Here is a 19,426-nt window from a genome sequence, read left to right as displayed (position 1 = left end):
AATGAAAGCGGTGCTTGTTTTGGAAAATAGAAAAATATGGGAAGGAAAACTTCTCGGTAAAAAAGGAACAACGGTGGGTGAAGTTATATTTAATACCAGTATGACAGGATATCAGGAAATACTTACCGATCCATCATATAAAGGGCAAATTATCACCATGACCTATCCGGAAATTGGGAATTATGGCATAAATGAAGAAGATGTTGAATCGTCAAAGATATGGGCGCAAGGATTTATAATTAAGGAAAATTGGCAAGTTCCTTCCAATTTCCGAGCAAAGAGCACACTTGATGATTTTCTTAAATCTCATGATGTCGTGGGAATTAGCAATATAGATACAAGAAAACTCACCAAAGTCATAAGAAATTATGGTTCCTTAAAAGGCATAATATCCAGCGAAACAGACGATATAGGACAGCTTACTAAAACACTAAAGGCATACCCGGATATTGTAGGAAGGGACCTGGTGCAATATGTAACCTGCAAGGAACCCTATAGATGGAAGGAAGGATTGTGGACAGCATATAGAGGATTTAAAAATACATCAAACATTAAAGAAAGAAAAAGGATAGCTGTATACGACTTTGGAATAAAGAAAAACATATTAAGGCACCTGTGGAATGTAGGGTTTGATGTGTATGTATTTCCTGCATACACAAAATGGGAAGAGGTAAAAAAACAAAAAGTAGATGCGATACTTCTCTCTAATGGTCCGGGAGACCCCAATAGCATTGATCAAAAATATATTGAAAACTTGAAACAACTGGTATTGCATTTTCCCACAATGGGCATATGTTTTGGACATCAAATCATTGCCCGTATCTTCAATATAAGAATACTCAAAATGAAATTCGGTCATCATGGAGGAAATCAGCCCGTAAAGAATATAAAAACAGGCAAAATAGATATAACAGCTCAGAATCACAACTATGCAATAGATGAAAAAGATGCTATAAAAAAAGGGTTTGAGACTACACATATAAATTTAAACGATGGGACGGTAGAAGGAATGAAACATAAGAACCTGCCTATATTTTCCGTTCAATATCACCCGGAAAACTCTCCTGGTCCGCATGACACACAAACATTGTTTAACAAGTTTTACGCAATGGTCGAGTAAAGGAGTAACAAATGAGAAAACAACAAACCATAAAACATGGGGCAGAAATTACGGGCATTGGTCTTCACTCTGGCAAGAAGGTTACTATAAAGCTAAAACCCGCTGTAGAAAATAGTGGTGTACAATTTGTAAGGGTCGATCTTCCTCACATCCCAACAATAAGATTCAAGCCTAACAGTGTGGTTAGTACTAAATTGTCAACTACAATAGGAGAAAACGGCGTAGTTGTGAGAACAGTGGAACATTTAGTTGCCGCATTGTGGGCGCTAAAGATAGATAATGTGTTGGTAGAGATCGACAACGAAGAAATCCCCATCATGGATGGCAGTGCTTCTCCTTTTGTCTATATCATAAAAAATGCGGGTATTAGAAAACAAGACAGGCCAAAGCCTATGCTTATCCTCAAGAAAGCGGTATATATAAGAGAAAATGGAAAATTCGTAGCTATGGTTCCAGACAGAGGTTTTAAGGTTAGTTATGCGATAAACTTTAATCACTCTATAATTAGTAGACAAAAGGTGAATATTAACATCAATGAAAAAACATTTATAAACGAGATCAGTAGTGCAAGAACATTTGGTTTTTTGGAAGATGTTGAATACCTTCAATCACATAATTTAGCTTTGGGCGGGTCATTGGATAATGCTGTAGTTGTAGATAAATATAAAATACTCAATGAGGATGGCTTGCGATACGAAGACGAATTCGTAAGGCATAAAATTTTAGATGCAATAGGTGACATATCTCAATTATGGTATGATATAAGAGGTAGATTTATTGCTTATAAATCTGGACATACATTAAATAATGAAATTGTGAAAAAGCTAATTCAATATCCGGATGCCTGGTGCTTGGTTAATCAAACAGTGAAAGAAGATTTTGTTTTGCAGGGTGTAAATTTGCAGAAAGAATTTACCTTCTGATAATTTACATTATGTAAACTTTATGCAGCAGGGAAAATACAGGTTTTCTGAAGAACCCTTCTTATTAAAAGATTTTATAAAAAATAAAGATTATAAAACAATAGTGGATTTGGGTGCAGGTTGCGGTATCATTTCTATTCTTCTATCCGCCCGTTTTCCAAAGTCCAAAATATTTGCTATAGAATGTGAAGAAGAAAGCTTCCAAAAATTAGAGACGAATATACAGGAAAAAGAAATAGACAATATAACTGCCGTTCAATGCTGGATAGAGGATGCTCATAAGTTTATTGCACCAAATACAATAGACCTTGTTGTATGCAATCCCCCCTATTTTGACGAAAAAAAGAACCGCATTTCACCCTATGCACAGAAAAGGCTTGCCCGCTCCTGTAAAATTGAACAGTTGGAAGGCATTATCAAAGAAGCATGTATTCTCCTTAAGGAAAGGTCTCTGTTTTATATGTGTATCTCTCCTCAAAGATTAGTGGATGTCTTTATTTTATTGAGAAAATATCATTTTGGTGTAAAGAGATTAAAAGCTATATATGGCAGTCAAAAGAAGAATGCTTTTACTGTTCTTATAGAATCTACATACAATACCCAGGATAACACAACTATGGAAATTCCACTCTATACCAGTTGATTAGTGTGTTGTATATGTTTTCTTCGGTTATACCGCATTCTTTTTCCAGCTCTTCTATCTTTCCATGTTTTATAAATCTATCAGGTACGGCAATATGCTTAACTATTTTGTTATGTATATTATTATGATACATAAGTTCTAAAATGGCATCTCCCAGCCCACCTATGCATGCATTTTCCTCCACTATCATTACGAATTTCGCTTTATAAATTGCATCTAAGATAATTTCATCATCTAAGGGCTTGATAAAACGAATATTGATCAATGTAGGGTTGATATTCTTTTTCTTTAAGGAGGATATGACATTCATCGCTTTTTCTACCGTATTGCCAGCTGCTAAAATTACTGCATCCTTTCCTTTATTTATTATCTGCGCTTCACCGATGGAAAATGCCTCATCCCAATCTTCTCCTAAATCTACTGCTTTACCGCGTGGATATCTGAAGGCAAAAGGACCATCATATGTTAGGCCTAAATGTAACATTTTCTTCAATTCCCTTATATCCTTAGGTACAGCTAAAACAAAATTGGGAATAACCCTAAGATAACTTAAATCAAAAACACCCTGATGTGTTTCCCCGTCTTCACCTACCAGCCCTGCCCTATCTATAGCGAATGTTACATTAAGGTTTTGTAAGGCGACATCATGTATCACCTGATCATAAGCCCTTTGCAAAAATGTAGAATATATAACAACCACAGGTTTTATCCCTCTGGAAGCTAACCCCGCAGAAAAGGTAACTGCATGCTGCTCTGCTATGCCCACATCGAATACCCTATCGGGATAGATCTTTTTTACTTTATCTAAACCGGTGCCCATAAGCATAGCTGCCGTTATAGCTACAACCGTCTTGTCTATATCAAATTCACCCATTAAAGCTTCAGCAAAAGAAGAAGAATAGGAAGCAGGACCCGTTTTGAATATCTCGCCTGTTTCTACATTGAATTTACCCACACCATGAAAAGCAGATGGATTTTTTTCAGCCGGATAATATCCTTTTCCTTTCCTGGTTATTACATGTACTAAAATAGGACCTCTTAGTTTTTTCACATTGTTAAAAATATTCACAAGTTCGCTTATATTGTGTCCCTTTATCGGTCCAAAATACTTAAAACCAAATTCCTCAAACCAGATGCCAGGAGAGAAAAACTTTAAAGATTCTTCTAATTTCTTTGCAAATTTCAAGAATGGTTCATTAAAAAGTGGCATCGCTTTTAGCATTTTTTCCACTTCTTTCCTGAAGACACTATAAATAGGACCAGACATTTTTTTTGATAAGAGATAAGCTATAGCACCTACAGTAGGAGAAATAGACATTTCATTATCATTTAAGACAACGATCAGATCTGTATCTATTGTTCCCGCATTGCTCAAGGCCTCATAGGCAAGTCCTGCATTCAACGCACCATCCCCTACAACAGCTATACTCTTTTCGTTGGTTCCTCTGAGGTCTCTAGCCACTGCCATTCCCAACGCTGCAGAGATAGAGGTACTGGAATGACCGGTATTAAAACAATCGTATATACTTTCTTTCGTTTTTGGAAAACCACTTATTCCGCCATATTGTCTCAGTGTATGAAATTTATCTTTTCTTCCAGTGATAATTTTGTGTGCATATGTCTGATGCCCTACATCCCATATCAATCTATCTCGAGGAGTATCAAAAACATAATGTAAGGCAACTGTTAACTCAACGGCCCCCAGCGATGAAGCTAGATGTCCACCATTTCTGGAAACCACATCTATAATAAATTCCCTTATCTCCTGAGCCAATATATCTAAATCATCTATAGAAAGATTACGCAGGTCACGAGGGTCGCTTACTTGATCAAGAATCATTTTTTCTCTAAAATCTTTCGTGCTTCCCCTGCTTGAGGTGAATCAGGATAAAGCTTTATAACCTTCTTTAGCAGAAACCTCCCATCAATATCATCCCCTAATTTTATAAATGACAACCCCTCCTTATAATAAGCATCCGGCATCTTTGGGCTACTTGGATAGTTATTTATTACCTCATCATAAGCCAATATCGCCTTATCGTATTCACCCAACTTATAATAACATTCAGCAATCCAAAACTTAGCATTAGAAAGATAATGTGAATCAGGAAAACTTTTACTAAACTCTCTAAATGCAGTCATTGCTTTCACATACTTTTTCGCATCAAATATTGATTTTGCCTTATCGTAAGCTTTTTTGGCGTCAAGCCTATACGCAGCCTTTTTCTCATCGCTGGGGACAACAGGTATTTTTGGAGGAGTAGCAACTGTTGTTGTAACATGCGCCCTTCCCTTTAGGACACTTATCTCATTTTCAAGATTACTTATTTTAATATTCATCTTATCAATTTTATTCTGCAACAACTCATTGCTATGTCTCAATTCCTCTATTTTGCCTGTTAATTCTCCTATTTTGATTAACATGTTTTCATACTTTAGCATGAGATTTGCCTGATTTTGTCCTACATCCCTTGTTTGCTGTTCAGTTGTATAAGTTTTTATGCCACCTTGTGCATAAGGGTTCTGCTGAGCATAGGACAAAATAGGCAAACCCAACATAAATATTACAAAAATAGTCAGATGTCTTATCACTTGGATATCACCACAAAATGATCATTTCTGTTTTTAGCCCATGCCTCTTCACAATGACGAGGATCAACGGGCTTGCTTTCCCCATAACTTACAGTTTCTATCCTTGAAGACGCTATACCGCGAGCAACAATATATCTCAAGGCGGCATTTGCTCTTCTCTGTCCTAAAGCAAGGTTATACTCTTCTGTTCCCCTTTCATCGCAATTTCCTTCAACTTTAATTTTGGTATTTGGATATTTCTTCATAAATGCAACGATCTTGTTTAGAGTGGGTATATCATCAGGTTTAATATTGTATTTATCAAAATCAAAATGTATATTTATGAAGACTTCTTTAGCCTCTTTGGCAAAGGCTTCCTGTGGTGTAAGTACCTTTTCCTCTACAGATGGAACACCTATTGCTTCTCCTTGAACTGTAGTTTCTCCTGGCGCAACGGTTGATGGAGTTTTAACCTGTTTTTTACCTGCTGCACAACCAACAAGCAACATACATAAAACACATACGATACCTATTCCCATTCTACGCATTTTTACCTCCTTATTGTTTTTTTATCACACTTAACCAACTCAAACCATTATACAGCTCATCCGTTTGTAAAACAACCCTTTTGTGTCCTGTTGTTACACACACAACACAAACATAGCTTTTGCTCTTTGCTTGAGAGATGTAGGCAATGAATCTTCCATCTCCAGACCATGAAGGACAATCTATGCTCTCGGCTTCCGCCAACTCTTTTATCTGGCTTCCATCTGACTTTATAATACACAATTTTGAAGCAGATTTGTGAACAGAAACATAGGTAATATAATTAGATGTAGGAGACCATGACGGTGATGTATTGTAGCTGCCGTCATAAGTTAGTCTTTTTACTTTTCCCGTACTTAAATCTTTAATAAAAATCTGAGGGCTACCATGCCTTTTGGATACAAATGCCATCTTCATCCTGTCCGGCGAAAAGGTGGGGGAAACATCAATATTCCTGTCAAAGGTAAGTCTCTTGGTTATCTTGTCATTCTTCTTTATTAAATAAATGTCTATGTTGTCATTAAAACTTAAAGAAATGGCATATAAATTGTCTTTAAAAGGTGTGGGAGTAATACTCAATCCCTTATGGTTAAAAAACAGCCTTACTTCACCTGTTGGAAGATCATATCTGTATGATGCAGGTTTTCCTGTTCTGTAAGAAGTAAAAAAGAATGAAGAATTGTTGATCCACTTTGGTAATATATTAATTGTTTTCCATCTTGTAAGCTTTTTTACGCCATGTCCATCGTAATCCGATATATAAATTTCCTTATATTTGTTATTGCCTTTAGAGAAAAGCAGCCTATCTTCAAACGGTCCGTATTTACCAGTGATAACCTGAAAAAACTCATCGCAAATCCGGTGAGCGACCCAGCGATAATGTTCCTTTTTTGAAGTATAGATTCCACTTAGCACTATTTCCCCTTTGTTTCTATCAAATATCTTTATACTCAGCAGTATATTGTTATAACCTTTTTCAGAAATACTGCCAAAAATAACATAGTCTGTTCCACTGCCTGCACTATCCGCCACTATATCCGCAATATCCGTAGAAAATCCACAGGGCGTAGATTCATCTATAATTTTAAAATATCCGGTGGTTGCCAGATCATCTACAATTGCATTTTTCAATCTACTGCCTGTAAGTTGAGACTCAGTTGTCATTGCCAAAAAGGGAAACATAAGAACAACCGTAGGTTTCAAAGTAGCGGTGGTAATTTGTATTCTCATCTCTCCTCGACTAATAGAAGTAAAAGAAAAAAATAAGATTACAAATATAAAAATTCTAATTATGCAGTTTTTCATAATCTTTCAATGCAAAATATAACTCCACATGTAAACAATGGTTTTCTCTTAAGTTCATTGGCACCTCAGGTAGATTGGAACGATCAATGGCATTCATTACTGTTCTATCAAAGTAATCATCACCGGATGATTTTACAACTTTTGTTTTGATTATATCTCCGCTATTGCTCATTACTACTTCTACTACTGTTATAAAATCTCCTCTTCCTATAAATGCTTTATTTAAAAACCAGTTTTTCTCTATAATCGATTTTAATAAACCTTCGTAGCCAACTTTCTCTTGTTTTTCCTCCTCGCCTTGAAGTTTTTCTCTCATAGCAGATTTTCTTTTCTCCAATTCCTTTTCCCTCATCTCTTCTATTTTCTTAGAATATATTCTTTCTCTTACCTTTTCCAATGATGCCATTTTCTTTTTTCTCTGAGGAACAGTTTTTGCTTCCCTTTTCTTTGTTACCTTGTTTGGAATTCTTTTTGTTTTCTTTGTTGGTTTCCTCTTAATATAAGCAACCTTCCTTGCTTTTTTCTCCTGCAATGAAACCAGACTCACCTTATATAATTTTTCCTCTTTTAAGGCATGCTTTTGTGAAACGCAGGTAAAATGCACCAATAATAATATCACGATAAGATGCAAACATAAAGAAAGAATGATAGAGAAAAATTTCATCTCTTAACAGGTTTTGTTGCCAGAGCAACATTTTCTACATTTATCCCCTTGAGTGTATCAATCACTTTTATCACCGCACCATAAGCAACAGCTTTATCCGCTTTAATAATCACATTTTTTGATCTGTCGTTAACCAACATTATTTTCAACTTAGCTATTGTAATGGGCTTTTTATCTAAAAATAGACGCCCTGATTTATTTATAGATATAACAATATCTTTTTTATCTAATTTTACTTTACCACTGTGTGCAGACGGCAGACTTACCTTCACTCCCTTTATAAGCATGGGTGTAGTTACCATAAAAATGATCAAGAGAACCAATACTACATCCACCATTGGAGTAATATTAATCTCAGAAAAAGATTTGTGTTTCTTATACACCTCTTTTTTCTTCCTTCATTATATTTTTAAAATCCTCTACCGACTGGGCAATGATAGATAATTTATGGGAAAGAATATTATATCCTATCACTGCAGGAATAGCGGCAAACAGGCCCGCTGCCGTAGTGAACAACGCCTCAGAGATACCAGGCGCAACCACTGCTATGCTTGCCGACTCTGTTAAGCCAATATTGCTAAATGCACTCATTATTCCCCATACAGTGCCAAACAAACCAATAAACGGTGCTGTAGATCCCACAGAAGCTACAAAAGAAAGACCACTTTCTAATTCATCAAGTTTATGAGAAGCAACGGCATCTATATTTTTCAAATCCGAATTCTCAACTACACTAAATATCTGAGATAGAAGGCTATCCGGCACATCATACGAAAATTGCTGCCAATCTTTCCTACGAAAGATGTGGTTAAAAAAAATCTTATCTTTTTTTATCAGACGATTAAACAAAATCCATTTATAAAAGATAATTGCCCACGATGAAACAGACAGAATAACCAAAACAACAAGAACTAATATTGCTACCCAGCCTATATGGGAAAAACTTATGATAGAACTCACCTTTTGTCCGCTATATCTATAAGAATTTTCGCTCTATCCACTCTTTTTGTTATTTCATTGTATTTTGGATCATCAGGTTTTAGCTTATCCAATTCACTGATGGCATTTTTGTATTCTTCCTCTGCTTGCTCTTTGTTTATCTCATCTTCGGTATAAGCTTCATCAGCGAGAATAATAACATGATCACCCGATACCTGACAAAAGCCAGAAACTACAGCAAATCTTTTTATCTCATCTCCAGTTTCTACATAAGCAATGCCAGCTTTAAGTAATGTAATAAAGGGGGTATGACCAGGCAGGACACCAAATTCACCAACCATTCCCTGCGCGCATAGATAATCTACTTCTCCTGTAAACAACTCCCTTTCAGGCGTGACTAAAGTACATTTAATTCCCATATATACTCATCCTAAAAGTTTCTTTGATTTTTCTACTGCTTCATCTATTGTTCCTACCAGATAAAAGGCTTGTTCCGGTAAATCATCATGCTTTCCCTCAATAACCTCTTTAAAAGCTTTAATTGTTTCTTTTACCGGTACAAATTTACCAGGCAGACCTGTAAACTGTTCCGCTACAAAAAAGGGTTGAGAAAGAAACCTCTGTATCTTTCGAGCACGACTGACGGTTACTTTATCCTCTTCAGATAACTCTTCCATTCCTAAAATAGCAATAATATCCTGAAGTTCTTTATATCTTTGCAGTATTTCCTGCACCCTTCGGGCAACATGATAATGCTCTTCTCCTACTACTTGAGGATCAAGTATGGTGGAAGTGGAATCCAATGGATCTACCGCAGGATAGATACCTAATTCTGTCAATCTACGCGAAAGAACAGTTGTAGCATCGAGATGAGAGAATGTCGTAGCTGGAGCAGGATCAGTAAGGTCATCAGCAGGAACATATATTGCCTGCACGGAGGTAATTGAACCCTTATTGGTAGAAGTGATCCTCTCTTCCAATTCACCCATATCTGTGCCCAATGTGGGCTGATAACCCACGGCGGATGGGATACGTCCCAAAAGTGCGGAGACCTCACTACCGGCTTGAGTAAAACGAAATATATTATCTATAAACACCAGGATGTCCATCTCCTGATCACGGAAATATTCTGCTACAGTAAGGCCGCTCAACCCTACTCTTGCTCTTGCCCCTGGTGGTTCATTCATCTGTCCATAAATCAAAGCTGCTTTATCTAAAACACCGGATTCTTTCATCTCCAACCACAAATCGTTACCTTCTCTTGTCCTCTCTCCTACCCCACAGAAAACGGAATAACCCCCGTGATGCAAGGCTACATTGTGAATAAGTTCCATAATAAGCACGGTCTTACCCACTCCTGCACCACCAAAAAGACCTGTCTTACCTCCTTGCATATAGGGACATAGAAGATCAATAACTTTTATGCCAGTTTCAAACATTTTACTGGATGTACTTTGCTCTGTAAGTAAAGGAGGATCCTTGTGAATAGGCCACCTTTCTTTATACTCGATAGGCCCTTGTTCATCTACAGCTTCGCCTACCACATTCATTATTCTACCCAAAACACCTTCGCCTACAGGAACAGTAATTGCATTTTCTGTATTTATTACTTCCGTACCTTTTACCAATCCATCAGTAGAATCCATGGCTATTGTTCTTACTCTGTTTTCACCCAAATGTAGTGCAACCTCCAAGAATAGGTCTGATTCTAAGCCTTCTATTTTCTCCTTAGGCACAACCAATGCCGTATAAATGGGAGGTAACGCTGCCTCTTCAAATTCTACATCTACTACCGGACCCATTACCTGAGCAATTTTGCCCTTTTTCTCCTTCTCCATATTTATTCCACCCCTTTTAATATTTCATAGCTTCAACGCTCGTGGTAATTTCTATTAACTCCCTGGTAATAGCTATTTGCCGCGCATTATTAAATGACAAGGTAAGCATTCTAACCATATCATCTGCATTTTTAGTTGCATTGTCCATTGCAGTCATTCGCGCTGCATGTTCACTAGCCAGGGATTCCAGCATTGCACTATACAATAAAATATATACATAGCGAGGAAGCAAAGACTCCAATACTTCTTCCATAGATGGTTCAAAGATGTGTTGTGCTACTACTTCTCTTTCTGTTTTTTCCACACTCAGCGGAAACACTTGTTTAACCGTCACTTTTTGGACCAAGGTATTAACAAACCTATTGTATATTAAATGAACCTCATCTAATTTCTCTTCTAAGAATATATTCATCACATCATCCATTATTTCCATTGCATCTGTAAATTTTGCTTCTTTACTTAGAATATTCATATATGTTTTACGGAAACTATATCCTCTAAATTTCAAATAATTATAACCATGACGACCAATAACGGTAAGAGAAACAGTCTTTCCCTCTTTATCAAAATTCTTTATCATGTCCTCTGCTTTTTTAAGCACATTATGGTTAAAAGAACCACATAATCCTCTGTCTGCAGTGATAATGATAAGTTCAACATTTTTAACATCTCCATAACGAAAAAGAGGATGGGAAGCCAAAGATGCTCCTTTTAATAAGCCAGTCATCAACTCCTCAATTTTTGTTGAGTAAAACCTCAGATGAAGAGTTGATTCCTGAATTCTTCTTAACTTGGCAGCAGCCACCATTTTCATCGCTCTTGTAATCTGCTGCGTTTTTACTATACTGCCAATTTTTCTTTTAATATCTCTTGTAGTGGCCATATTTTACTCTTCAGCTTTGAAAATTTCCTTAAATTCTTCCAATGCCTTATTTGTCTTTTCCTTCAACGCATCATTCATTACTTTTTTCTCTTCTATTTCTTTTAATACTTCCGGGTAACGGGCATCGACAAACTTATACAATTCTTCCTCGTATCTTCTACATTTATCCACCGGATAAACATCCAGATAACCATTTACACCGGCATATATGATGAGTACTTGTTTCCCTACTGGCAATGGCTTGTACTGAGGCTGTTTCAGTATTTCTGTTAGCCGAACCCCTCTATGCAATTGCTGTTGTGTTACCTTGTCCAACTCACTGCCAAACTGGGCAAACGCTGCCATCTCTCTATATTGAGCAAGGAACAACCTTAATGTACCGGCAACGCTCTTCATAGCCTTGATTTGAGCCGCTCCTCCTACCCTGGATACGGAAATACCTACATTAAGTGCTGGCCTTATACCTGCATAAAAAAGATCTGTCTCGAGATATATTTGACCATCGGTGATAGATATAACATTGGTAGGAATATAAGCAGAAACATCACCTGCTTGCGTTTCAATAATCGGTAAAGCGGTAAGTGAACCTCCACCCTTCGTGCTACTCATCTTTGCTGCTCTCTCCAGCAAACGAGAATGGAGATAAAAAACATCGCCGGGATAAGCTTCTCTGCCCGGCGGCCTTCTTAAAAGCAAGGCCATTTGACGATATGCCTGTGCATGTTTTGTCAAATCATCATACACAATCAATGCATGCCTGCCAGAATCCCTAAAATATTCTCCCATTGTTGCCCCCGTATACGGTGCAATATACTGAAGTGCTGCCGGATCTGATGCTGTAGCAGCAACAACGGTCGTGTATTCCATTGCTCCATGTTCCTCCAATACTTTACAGACTCTTGCCACAGAAGATCTCTTTTGCCCTATAGCAACATATATACAGTAAACATCTGTATCCCGTTGATTTATAATGGCATCAATAGAAATAGCGGTTTTTCCCACCTGTCTATCTCCAATGATAAGTTCTCTTTGTCCCCTTCCAATAGGTATCATTGTATCTATTGCCTTTATACCGGTTTGCAGTGGTTCAGATACAGGGTCTCTCCACACAATAGAGGGAGCTTTAACTTCTATTCTCCTGCTGTGCTTTGCATTGATGGCTCCTTTACCATCTATGGGTTGACCTAACGCATTTACTACCCTACCTACCGTTTCTTCGCCTACAGGCACCTCAATGATCCGTTTTGTCCTTTTTGCAATATCTCCTTCCTTTATACCTGTATCCGCACCCATTATGATAACGCCTATATTATCCTCTTCTAAGTTCATAGCCAGACCATACACACCATTGGAAAATTCCACCATTTCACTTGCCATCACATTGTTTAAACCATATACACGCGCAACACCATCCCCTACGGAAAGCACAACACCTGTTTCTTGAACATCAACTTTATAATCTGTTCCTTCTATCTCTTTTCTAATGACATCACTTATCTCGCTTGCTTTAATCTGCATATAAACACTCCTTACATCTCCATATTAATAAGTTTTTTCTTTAAATGGAAAAGAAACCCTCTTACACTTCCATCGAAAATAACATCCCCTACCTGAATCCATAGTCCACCAATTATATCTTTATCAATATCACCTTCTATCTCTACTGTTTTACCCAATGCTTTTTCCAAAAATTGTTTAATTTCCTCTTCTTCTCTAATAGAAAGAGAAACAACTGATTTTACCTTAGCTTTTGCTCTACCAAGCTTTTCGTCAACCATTTCAGAAAAAGAAAAATATATATTTTCTAATATATTTCCCCTACGATTGACTATCAAATACTTTACAAATTTTTGTAACCCTTCGGACATTTCCAATACTTGAAATACCTTAGAAAAAATATCTATCTTTTTTTCCTTTGTAACTATTGGAGATTTCAACACAGACATCAATTCTCCGTTAGCTTTCAATGTTTCTAACAAATTTTCTATACTATTCCCTGCATCATCATAATTGTATCTATAATCCTCACATAATTTCATTAAAGATTTCGCATAGCGTCGTGCAATTTTTTCTGTCCCCCTCATCTTACCTCATCTCCTAAAGCAGCAAGAGATTTTGCATTTATTTTCCTGTGAAGAGATAAATCTGTTGCTTCTGCTAAATGCTTTTTTGCCTTTTCGATTGCTTGATCCACAATGCTTGTTATAATTTCTCTCCGCGCATTTTTCTCTATCATTTCTTTTTCTAAACTTTTACTGCGCTTGATTATCTCTATCATCTCTTTGGCTTTTTCTGATATGTTTTCCGCTTCTTTTATTCCTATAGTACGGTTCAAACTTATAATTTTTTCTATTTCCATGTCCACTCGAGATAGTTTTTCCTCTGCCTCTTTGAGCATTTTTATAGCTTCTTGATAGGATTTTTCTGCATCATCCATCTCTTTCCATATTTTTTCTCTTCTATTCTTAAAGAAAGCACCTGCCGGTTTTTTTAACACATAATACAGAAACGCAACGAAGATAACAAAATTAATAACCCTCCACATCATATGTGCAGAGAGTGTTTCTTCGCCACCATAAGCATAGATAGGAAACAGCATAAGAGCAACAAACAATAACAATTTCATAACTTATCCTTAAGCAAGTTTTTTAAATATCTCATCGGCAATACTATTAGAAAGACTTTTTCCCTGTTCTAATTCTCCTTTTTTTGTTTCTTTCACATGATCATTAAAATCATGAATTTCTGTTTTTAACCTCTCGTTTGTTTCGTGTAAAAGCTTATCCCTCTTCGAAATTGCCTCCAAGATGAGATCATTGTACAATTTTTTTCCATCTACCCGAGCATTTTCCAATATCTTTTTATGCTCCACTTTTTTCTTTTCTGCATTCTCGGTAACTTTTTTTGCCTGTGAAAGTTGAGATTCTACATTCTCTCTACGCTTACCCATTGTAAAAAGAATAGGTTTATATAGTATAATATTAAGCAAGAAAAGAAGAAGCAAAAAAGCAATTATCTGTGCAATAATCATGCTGTTAAGTTCTACCATTTCTCTCCATCCTCCAATTTATTGATGCAAATTTATCATACATACCCTCTTTATGCAAGTGTGGTTATACCACAATAATAATCTTCGTATACTTGGATAATTCGTTGATAAATGATTCAATGTCTCCACCTACTAATGTTTTTTCAATAGGACCCCTCTCCTCTTTAGGAATGATAAGTTTAGCAATCGTATTGTTTTTCACAAAACATCTAATAATTTCTGCCGTTGAACCTTCTCTAAAAATCTTCCTTACATTTACCTGAGGAAAAATATCCAATATGATTTTCTTCAGCTTTTCCATAATTGTTTTTCCAATGTGCACAAGTCCTTCTTTTGCTCTATTTTCTTCCTTTGTATATCCTGTTAAACTCTTTGAAAGAAAATCTACATCAACAATAAACAAAAGCGAAATCTTATTATATCCATCTTTTTTGGCTATTTCTGCTGCCTTTTTAGCTGCTCTTTCACCAGATGGAGAGCCCTTTGCAATACATACCAACTGCATTTATCCTCCAATAATCAGCCACAGAGTAGCAATGATCAAACTCACCACTGTTACCGGTCCGCCAACCTTAAGAAAATCTACAAATCTTAACGGAAACCCCGATCTTTCTGCAAATCCAGCAGTAACAATATTTGCACTTGCCCCAATAAGTGTCCCATTTCCTCCCAAACAGGCACCTAAAGACAATGCCCACCATAAAATATCGGGACGAGAGGAAGGAATAGTAGATGTCAGATAAGCCACCACCGGGAGCATAGTCGCTGTAAATGGGATATTATCAACAACAGCCGAGGCAATGGCAGAAACCCATATAATTAGTATTATAGCTACAATTAAATTGCCACCGGCAAGATTCCCTATCCAGGACCCAATGAGTTGAATCACACCAGTAGAGATCACAGCTCCTACCACAATAAACAGCATAATAAAAAAAACAAGCGTAGGCCATTCTACTTCTTTTTCTATTACACCTACAATGTCCACCCCGCTTATCACGAGAAGCACAGCCGCGCCTGTCAAAGCAGCAATACAGGGCTCCATATTTAAAAAGCCATGAACGATAAACATAAATACGACAAAAATCAGAACAAAGAGACAATATTTGAGGAGTTTTCTGTCTGTTATCTTATATTCTTTCTTTAACTTGGTTAAAAGTTCATCTATATTTTTTATTTTCGCTTTTTTGTATTCTTTTCCATAATAAAGTTTCATTAAAAACACATTGACAACTAAAATAATCAGTATAACGGGAAAGAGGTTGATGAGAAAATCATTGAATGTTAAATGAGTATAAGAACCTATCAAAATATTGGGGGGGTCGCCTATCAATGTAGATGTTCCCCCCATATTTGAGGCTAAGACCGTCGGTATAAGTAAGCTAAAGGGAGATATACCCAAAACCAGTGCAATCTCTATAGAAATAGGAGCGATAAGAAGCATAGTGGTTACATTATCCAAAAAAGCAGATAAAATGGCAGTAATAAACATGAAAATTACGGAAAGTAAAAATACATTCCCCTTTGAAATGGAAAAGGATTTATATGCCAGCCATTGGAAAACACCTGTTTTTTTCATCACGCCAACGATGATCATCATTCCCATCAAGAGTAGTATTACATTTAAATCTATAGATTTTGCCGCTTCTTCAAATGAAATGATAAAATAACTTTCATTAAAAGTGCCCAGAGTATAAGAGATGAATAAAACCAGAGCAGCACCTAAGGATGCTGCTAATGTTCTATGCACCAGCTCTAATGAAATCAACACAAAAACCATAATAAGAGCAAAAAGAGAAATATAAAATGCGGGAGTAATTGTTCTATCTAATATAGGACTTGCATGGAAGAGATACATTTGCTTTCGTGTATCATAGCTATAAACAGATATATTTTTTGTTACCTTTTTGTAATTGCTTTTATAAAATTGTATATAAAGATTATCGGGTTTTTCATCTAAACTTGCAGTAAGATTATATGCTCCATTATCTCCAGAGTATGCTTCTGCTATCTGCTTATCATCATGAAGAAGTTTAACGCATGCTCCGCATACTGGTTCGCCATGCGCATTTTTTACTACTCCACTGACATTTATTGTTGTATTTGCATAGGCAGAAAACGAAAAGATAAAAACAAAAAGTATGGGTAAAAATACCTTTTTGAGCATATTGTGTTAAAAATCAAAAAGAGAAAGTAATCTCTTTAATTCCTTCTTGCTATTAAATCTTATCTCCAATTTTCCCTTCTCCAATGTTCCTCTTATACTGACAGGCAGTTTTATTTTATTTGAAATAGATTGAGATATAGCTTTTTTTTCATCCCTATCTTTTAGATTTTCTATTTCTCTTACCGTCAATTTTTTTCTTTTTATTTCATTTGCCCAATAAATTTTCTTTTTATCATTTTTGAAAGTAAGCAAGGCTCGAGCATGACCTGGGGTAATTTTACCTTCATGAACCATATTTATAATTTCCTGCGGCAAATCAAGTATTCTTAAGATGTTGGCAATAGTCGTTCTATTTTTACCTATTTTCTTTGCTACCTTTTCTTGAGTATATCCAAAATTTTTAATCAACCTTTTGTAGGCCATAGCTTCCTCTATTGGTGATAGGTTTTTTCTCTGGACATTTTCTATAATAGCTATTTCGACAGACTCTGTATCACTAAGATTTTTTACAATAGCGGGAATTTCGGACAGGCCTGCCAAAATTGTCGCTTTCCATCGTCTTTCACCCACCACCAATTCATAATAATTTTTCTTTCGTCTCACTACAACAGGCTGAATCAATCCTTTTTCTTTTATGGATTGTGCTAATTCCTTCAACTTGGAGTCATCTATAGTTCCTCGGGGTTGAAAGGGATTGGGTTTAATCGATTTCACATTTATTTGTCTTACATCCTTTTCATTGAAATCAGGAAGTAAAGCATCTAATCCCCTACCTAAAGCTTTTTTTTTAACCGTCATTTTCTATTACCTCTTTAGCCAACGATAAATAACCGCGGGAACCCGATGAACTCCTGCTGTAGGTAACAACAGGTCTGCCGTAACTGGGTGCTTCGCTCAGCCGCACATTGCGGGGAATAAGGGTTTTAAAGACTTCATTAGAAAAGTGTTTTTTTACTTCCGCCACAACCTGTCTCGAAAGATTATTTCTTTTATCATGCATAGTTAATAAAAGGCCCCTTACCCAGAGAGAAGAATTATATAACTTTCTCACTAAATGAACAGTATTTAAAAGATGTGCCAAGCCTTCCATTGCGTAATATTCACATTGAACAGGCACAATAACGGAATTTGCGGCTACCAATGCGTTTATTGTCAAGATGCCTAATGATGGTGGACAATCTATTAATATGTAATCGTATTTCTTCTTAATATCTGCAATTAGCTTCTTTAGCACACTTTCTTTGTTCTGCATATCAACCAATTCAATTTCCACCCCGATGAGGGCAATATGCGAAGGAATGAGATGTAAACTCTTTATTTCTGTTTCCAATATTATATCTTTTAGTTTTTCTCTCCCTATAAAAGCATGGTAAATATTAAATTCATAGTCTCTTTTATTAAAACCTAATCCCGAGGTGGCATTTGCCTGAGGGTCCAGGTCAATTAACAACACCTTTTTCCCTGCTAAAGCCAACGATGCACCTAAATTCACAGCAGTGGTAGTTTTGCCTACCCCACCCTTCTGGTTAACAATTGCTATTATCTTATCCATTGATAGAAATTGTTGCATTTTTTGCTGAAAATATCAAGGAAAAGTTTAGCCTCTGCCATTGCGATCCGACCTTAGGGGGAGAAGCAATCTCATATTAATATTAGCCACGGATAAACATGGTTGGTGGTTGATGGTTGCTGTATTCTTATCTCCCGCATTAGATAAAAAGGCGTATAGAAAATAGTTTATAAGAAGTGTTAAGAAAATAGAATGTCTGAGCAAAGCGAGTTTTCTATTTTTAGCTTTTTGTAAGCTATTTTTAGTCTTTTTATTGTAGCGGGTGAGTTTTTGTTTACTTTTTGCTCACTCAAAAAGTAAAAAGAATATTAGCCACTGGATTTCTCTGGATTGGGCCCTGTGTAATACTTCAAGATAGAATTTCTTCGTTAGGATATTACACGGGGCAGGCAGATTTTAAAAAAAGAAAAATTATTAAGAGTAGCTACGAAGAAAAGAAGAAAAAATAAATAAATAAAATTATTTCTTTATCTTAATCTGTTTACCCCGTGTAGTAACTTGCTATACTACACGGGGTCTTAATCCAGGTAATCCCGAGGCAAAAAAGAGAATAAAAGTCTATATTTCCCCTTCTTCAGTAGATAAATAGAGCCTTCCATCTTCACTTACAATCGCTAAGATAGCTACACGCTTACCCCTTTCATTAAATATCTCAATAAATGCCTTTTCATTCTGGCTTGATAAACCAATTACAGTATTTCCTTTGGGTGTGACAATTCTTACCTTTTCTGCTGTAATAGTATTAAAATTCATATTTCCTCTATTTCTCGCCCTATTGATAGCCATGAAAAATATCACTATTAGTAAGATAACTATAATCAAAATTTTAACATCAATCGCATGTCTTCGTCTCATATTAATATCCTTTGGGGATTACAATTCATTCACCCTCCAGGGGTTCAAGAACGATGTCACTTTCTTCTTTTTTTAAAATATCTGCTGCACAACTTGCCCACAATTCATCTCTCGTTGTTACAGAAATTTTCATATCATTGCTTCCTTCTCGGGGAATAATGGTATACACATCCAAATCTGACAGTCTGTCAGCTAAATCCTGTGGTAATTTCGACAAATCCCAGAAACTTTTCTTCCACATTATATTTCCAAGAACTTTGCCCGTTTTAGATTTTAATTCATATTCGTTAATCATATTTCCTCCTCATAATCAAACTTTTGCCTCTGTCCAATTCTTTCCCACCCCTATATTT

23 protein-coding genes are annotated in these 19,426 nt (G+C 36.3%); 3 read left to right on the top strand and 20 right to left on the bottom strand.

Annotated features, from left to right (window positions below; genetic code table 11):
* The first annotated feature begins 1 nt into the window (after window position 1).
* The 3 genes from carA to J7J10_03155 are packed head-to-tail and all read left to right on the top strand — an operon-like array spanning window position 2 to window position 2,686.
* Complete coding sequence (carA, locus tag J7J10_03165; GenBank protein MCD6129934.1) at window positions 2-1,120, top strand: glutamine-hydrolyzing carbamoyl-phosphate synthase small subunit; 1,119 nt, start codon at window positions 2-4, stop codon at window positions 1,118-1,120.
* A gap of 11 nt (window positions 1,121-1,131) precedes the next feature.
* Window positions 1,132-2,043, top strand: a complete 912-nt coding sequence (locus J7J10_03160) for a UDP-3-O-acyl-N-acetylglucosamine deacetylase (GenBank protein MCD6129933.1) — start codon at window positions 1,132-1,134, stop codon at window positions 2,041-2,043.
* A 22-nt stretch (window positions 2,044-2,065) separates the two neighbouring features.
* The gene (locus J7J10_03155) at window positions 2,066-2,686 is read left to right on the top strand and encodes a methyltransferase (protein ID MCD6129932.1); all 621 of its coding nucleotides are present in this window, start codon (window positions 2,066-2,068) and stop codon (window positions 2,684-2,686) included.
* Here the strand turns inward: J7J10_03155 and J7J10_03150 are convergent.
* The 20 genes from J7J10_03150 to J7J10_03055 form a co-directional block, all read right to left on the bottom strand.
* Window positions 2,658-4,523, bottom strand: a complete 1,866-nt coding sequence (locus tag J7J10_03150; GenBank protein MCD6129931.1) for a 1-deoxy-D-xylulose-5-phosphate synthase — start codon at window positions 4,521-4,523, stop codon at window positions 2,658-2,660. The genes J7J10_03155 and J7J10_03150 overlap by 29 nt on opposite strands.
* The gene (gene ybgF / locus J7J10_03145; GenBank protein MCD6129930.1) at window positions 4,523-5,278 is read right to left on the bottom strand and encodes a tol-pal system protein YbgF; all 756 of its coding nucleotides are present in this window, start codon (window positions 5,276-5,278) and stop codon (window positions 4,523-4,525) included. The genes J7J10_03150 and ybgF overlap by 1 nt, the downstream gene beginning before the upstream one ends.
* On the bottom strand, window positions 5,275-5,805 hold the full coding sequence (pal, locus tag J7J10_03140) for a peptidoglycan-associated lipoprotein Pal (GenBank protein MCD6129929.1): 531 nt from the start codon (window positions 5,803-5,805) through the stop codon (window positions 5,275-5,277). The genes ybgF and pal overlap by 4 nt, the downstream gene beginning before the upstream one ends.
* Before the next feature lie 10 nt (window positions 5,806-5,815).
* Window positions 5,816-7,033 carry a PD40 domain-containing protein gene (locus tag J7J10_03135; protein MCD6129928.1) on the bottom strand — a complete coding sequence of 406 codons (1,218 nt, stop codon included), beginning with the start codon at window positions 7,031-7,033 and terminating at the stop codon, window positions 5,816-5,818.
* Window positions 7,034-7,088: 55 nt separating this feature from the next.
* The gene (locus tag J7J10_03130; GenBank protein MCD6129927.1) at window positions 7,089-7,772 is read right to left on the bottom strand and encodes a TonB C-terminal domain-containing protein; all 684 of its coding nucleotides are present in this window, start codon (window positions 7,770-7,772) and stop codon (window positions 7,089-7,091) included.
* Window positions 7,769-8,155, bottom strand: a complete 387-nt coding sequence (locus tag J7J10_03125; GenBank protein ID MCD6129926.1) for a biopolymer transporter ExbD — start codon at window positions 8,153-8,155, stop codon at window positions 7,769-7,771. The genes J7J10_03130 and J7J10_03125 overlap by 4 nt, the downstream gene beginning before the upstream one ends.
* Window positions 8,148-8,732: a MotA/TolQ/ExbB proton channel family protein gene (locus J7J10_03120; GenBank protein ID MCD6129925.1), complete on the bottom strand. Its 585-nt coding sequence runs from the start codon at window positions 8,730-8,732 to the stop codon at window positions 8,148-8,150. Before J7J10_03120 ends, J7J10_03125 begins: the two co-directional genes overlap by 8 nt.
* Window positions 8,729-9,130 (bottom strand): ATP synthase F1 subunit epsilon, encoded by a 402-nt coding sequence (atpC, locus tag J7J10_03115; GenBank protein MCD6129924.1) that lies wholly within the window; start codon window positions 9,128-9,130, stop codon window positions 8,729-8,731. Before atpC ends, J7J10_03120 begins: the two co-directional genes overlap by 4 nt.
* Window positions 9,131-9,136: 6 nt before the next feature.
* Window positions 9,137-10,549, bottom strand: a complete 1,413-nt coding sequence (gene atpD, locus J7J10_03110; protein MCD6129923.1) for a F0F1 ATP synthase subunit beta — start codon at window positions 10,547-10,549, stop codon at window positions 9,137-9,139.
* A gap of 16 nt (window positions 10,550-10,565) precedes the next feature.
* Complete coding sequence (gene atpG / locus J7J10_03105; GenBank protein ID MCD6129922.1) at window positions 10,566-11,432, bottom strand: ATP synthase F1 subunit gamma; 867 nt, start codon at window positions 11,430-11,432, stop codon at window positions 10,566-10,568.
* 3 nt (window positions 11,433-11,435) lie between these two features.
* The gene (locus J7J10_03100) at window positions 11,436-12,950 is read right to left on the bottom strand and encodes a F0F1 ATP synthase subunit alpha (protein MCD6129921.1); all 1,515 of its coding nucleotides are present in this window, start codon (window positions 12,948-12,950) and stop codon (window positions 11,436-11,438) included.
* An 11-nt stretch (window positions 12,951-12,961) separates the two neighbouring features.
* The gene (gene atpH / locus J7J10_03095; protein MCD6129920.1) at window positions 12,962-13,516 is read right to left on the bottom strand and encodes an ATP synthase F1 subunit delta; all 555 of its coding nucleotides are present in this window, start codon (window positions 13,514-13,516) and stop codon (window positions 12,962-12,964) included.
* On the bottom strand, window positions 13,513-14,058 hold the full coding sequence (locus tag J7J10_03090; GenBank protein ID MCD6129919.1) for an ATP synthase F0 subunit B: 546 nt from the start codon (window positions 14,056-14,058) through the stop codon (window positions 13,513-13,515). The genes atpH and J7J10_03090 overlap by 4 nt, the downstream gene beginning before the upstream one ends.
* Before the next feature lie 9 nt (window positions 14,059-14,067).
* A complete protein-coding gene (locus tag J7J10_03085) occupies window positions 14,068-14,481 on the bottom strand; it encodes a hypothetical protein (protein ID MCD6129918.1) in 414 nt (137 codons plus the stop codon).
* Window positions 14,482-14,545: 64 nt separating this feature from the next.
* On the bottom strand, window positions 14,546-14,986 hold the full coding sequence (locus J7J10_03080; GenBank protein MCD6129917.1) for a universal stress protein: 441 nt from the start codon (window positions 14,984-14,986) through the stop codon (window positions 14,546-14,548).
* A complete protein-coding gene (locus tag J7J10_03075) occupies window positions 14,987-16,648 on the bottom strand; it encodes an ArsB/NhaD family transporter (protein MCD6129916.1) in 1,662 nt (553 codons plus the stop codon).
* A 6-nt stretch (window positions 16,649-16,654) separates the two neighbouring features.
* A complete protein-coding gene (locus J7J10_03070; GenBank protein ID MCD6129915.1) occupies window positions 16,655-17,446 on the bottom strand; it encodes a ParB/RepB/Spo0J family partition protein in 792 nt (263 codons plus the stop codon).
* Window positions 17,436-18,200 carry a ParA family protein gene (locus tag J7J10_03065; GenBank protein ID MCD6129914.1) on the bottom strand — a complete coding sequence of 255 codons (765 nt, stop codon included), beginning with the start codon at window positions 18,198-18,200 and terminating at the stop codon, window positions 17,436-17,438. The genes J7J10_03070 and J7J10_03065 overlap by 11 nt, the downstream gene beginning before the upstream one ends.
* Before the next feature lie 576 nt (window positions 18,201-18,776).
* Complete coding sequence (locus tag J7J10_03060; GenBank protein ID MCD6129913.1) at window positions 18,777-19,073, bottom strand: hypothetical protein; 297 nt, start codon at window positions 19,071-19,073, stop codon at window positions 18,777-18,779.
* Between the two features lie 25 nt (window positions 19,074-19,098).
* On the bottom strand, window positions 19,099-19,368 hold the full coding sequence (locus J7J10_03055) for a hypothetical protein (protein ID MCD6129912.1): 270 nt from the start codon (window positions 19,366-19,368) through the stop codon (window positions 19,099-19,101).
* Window positions 19,369-19,426: the final 58 nt, after the last annotated feature.

Source organism: Deltaproteobacteria bacterium, from assembly GCA_021159305.1.
Classification (GTDB): domain Bacteria; phylum Campylobacterota_A; class Desulfurellia; order JAGGSF01; family JAGGSF01; genus JAGGSF01.
Note: the sequence above shows the minus strand (reverse complement) of the source record. Positions and strands in the feature narration are given on the sequence as shown.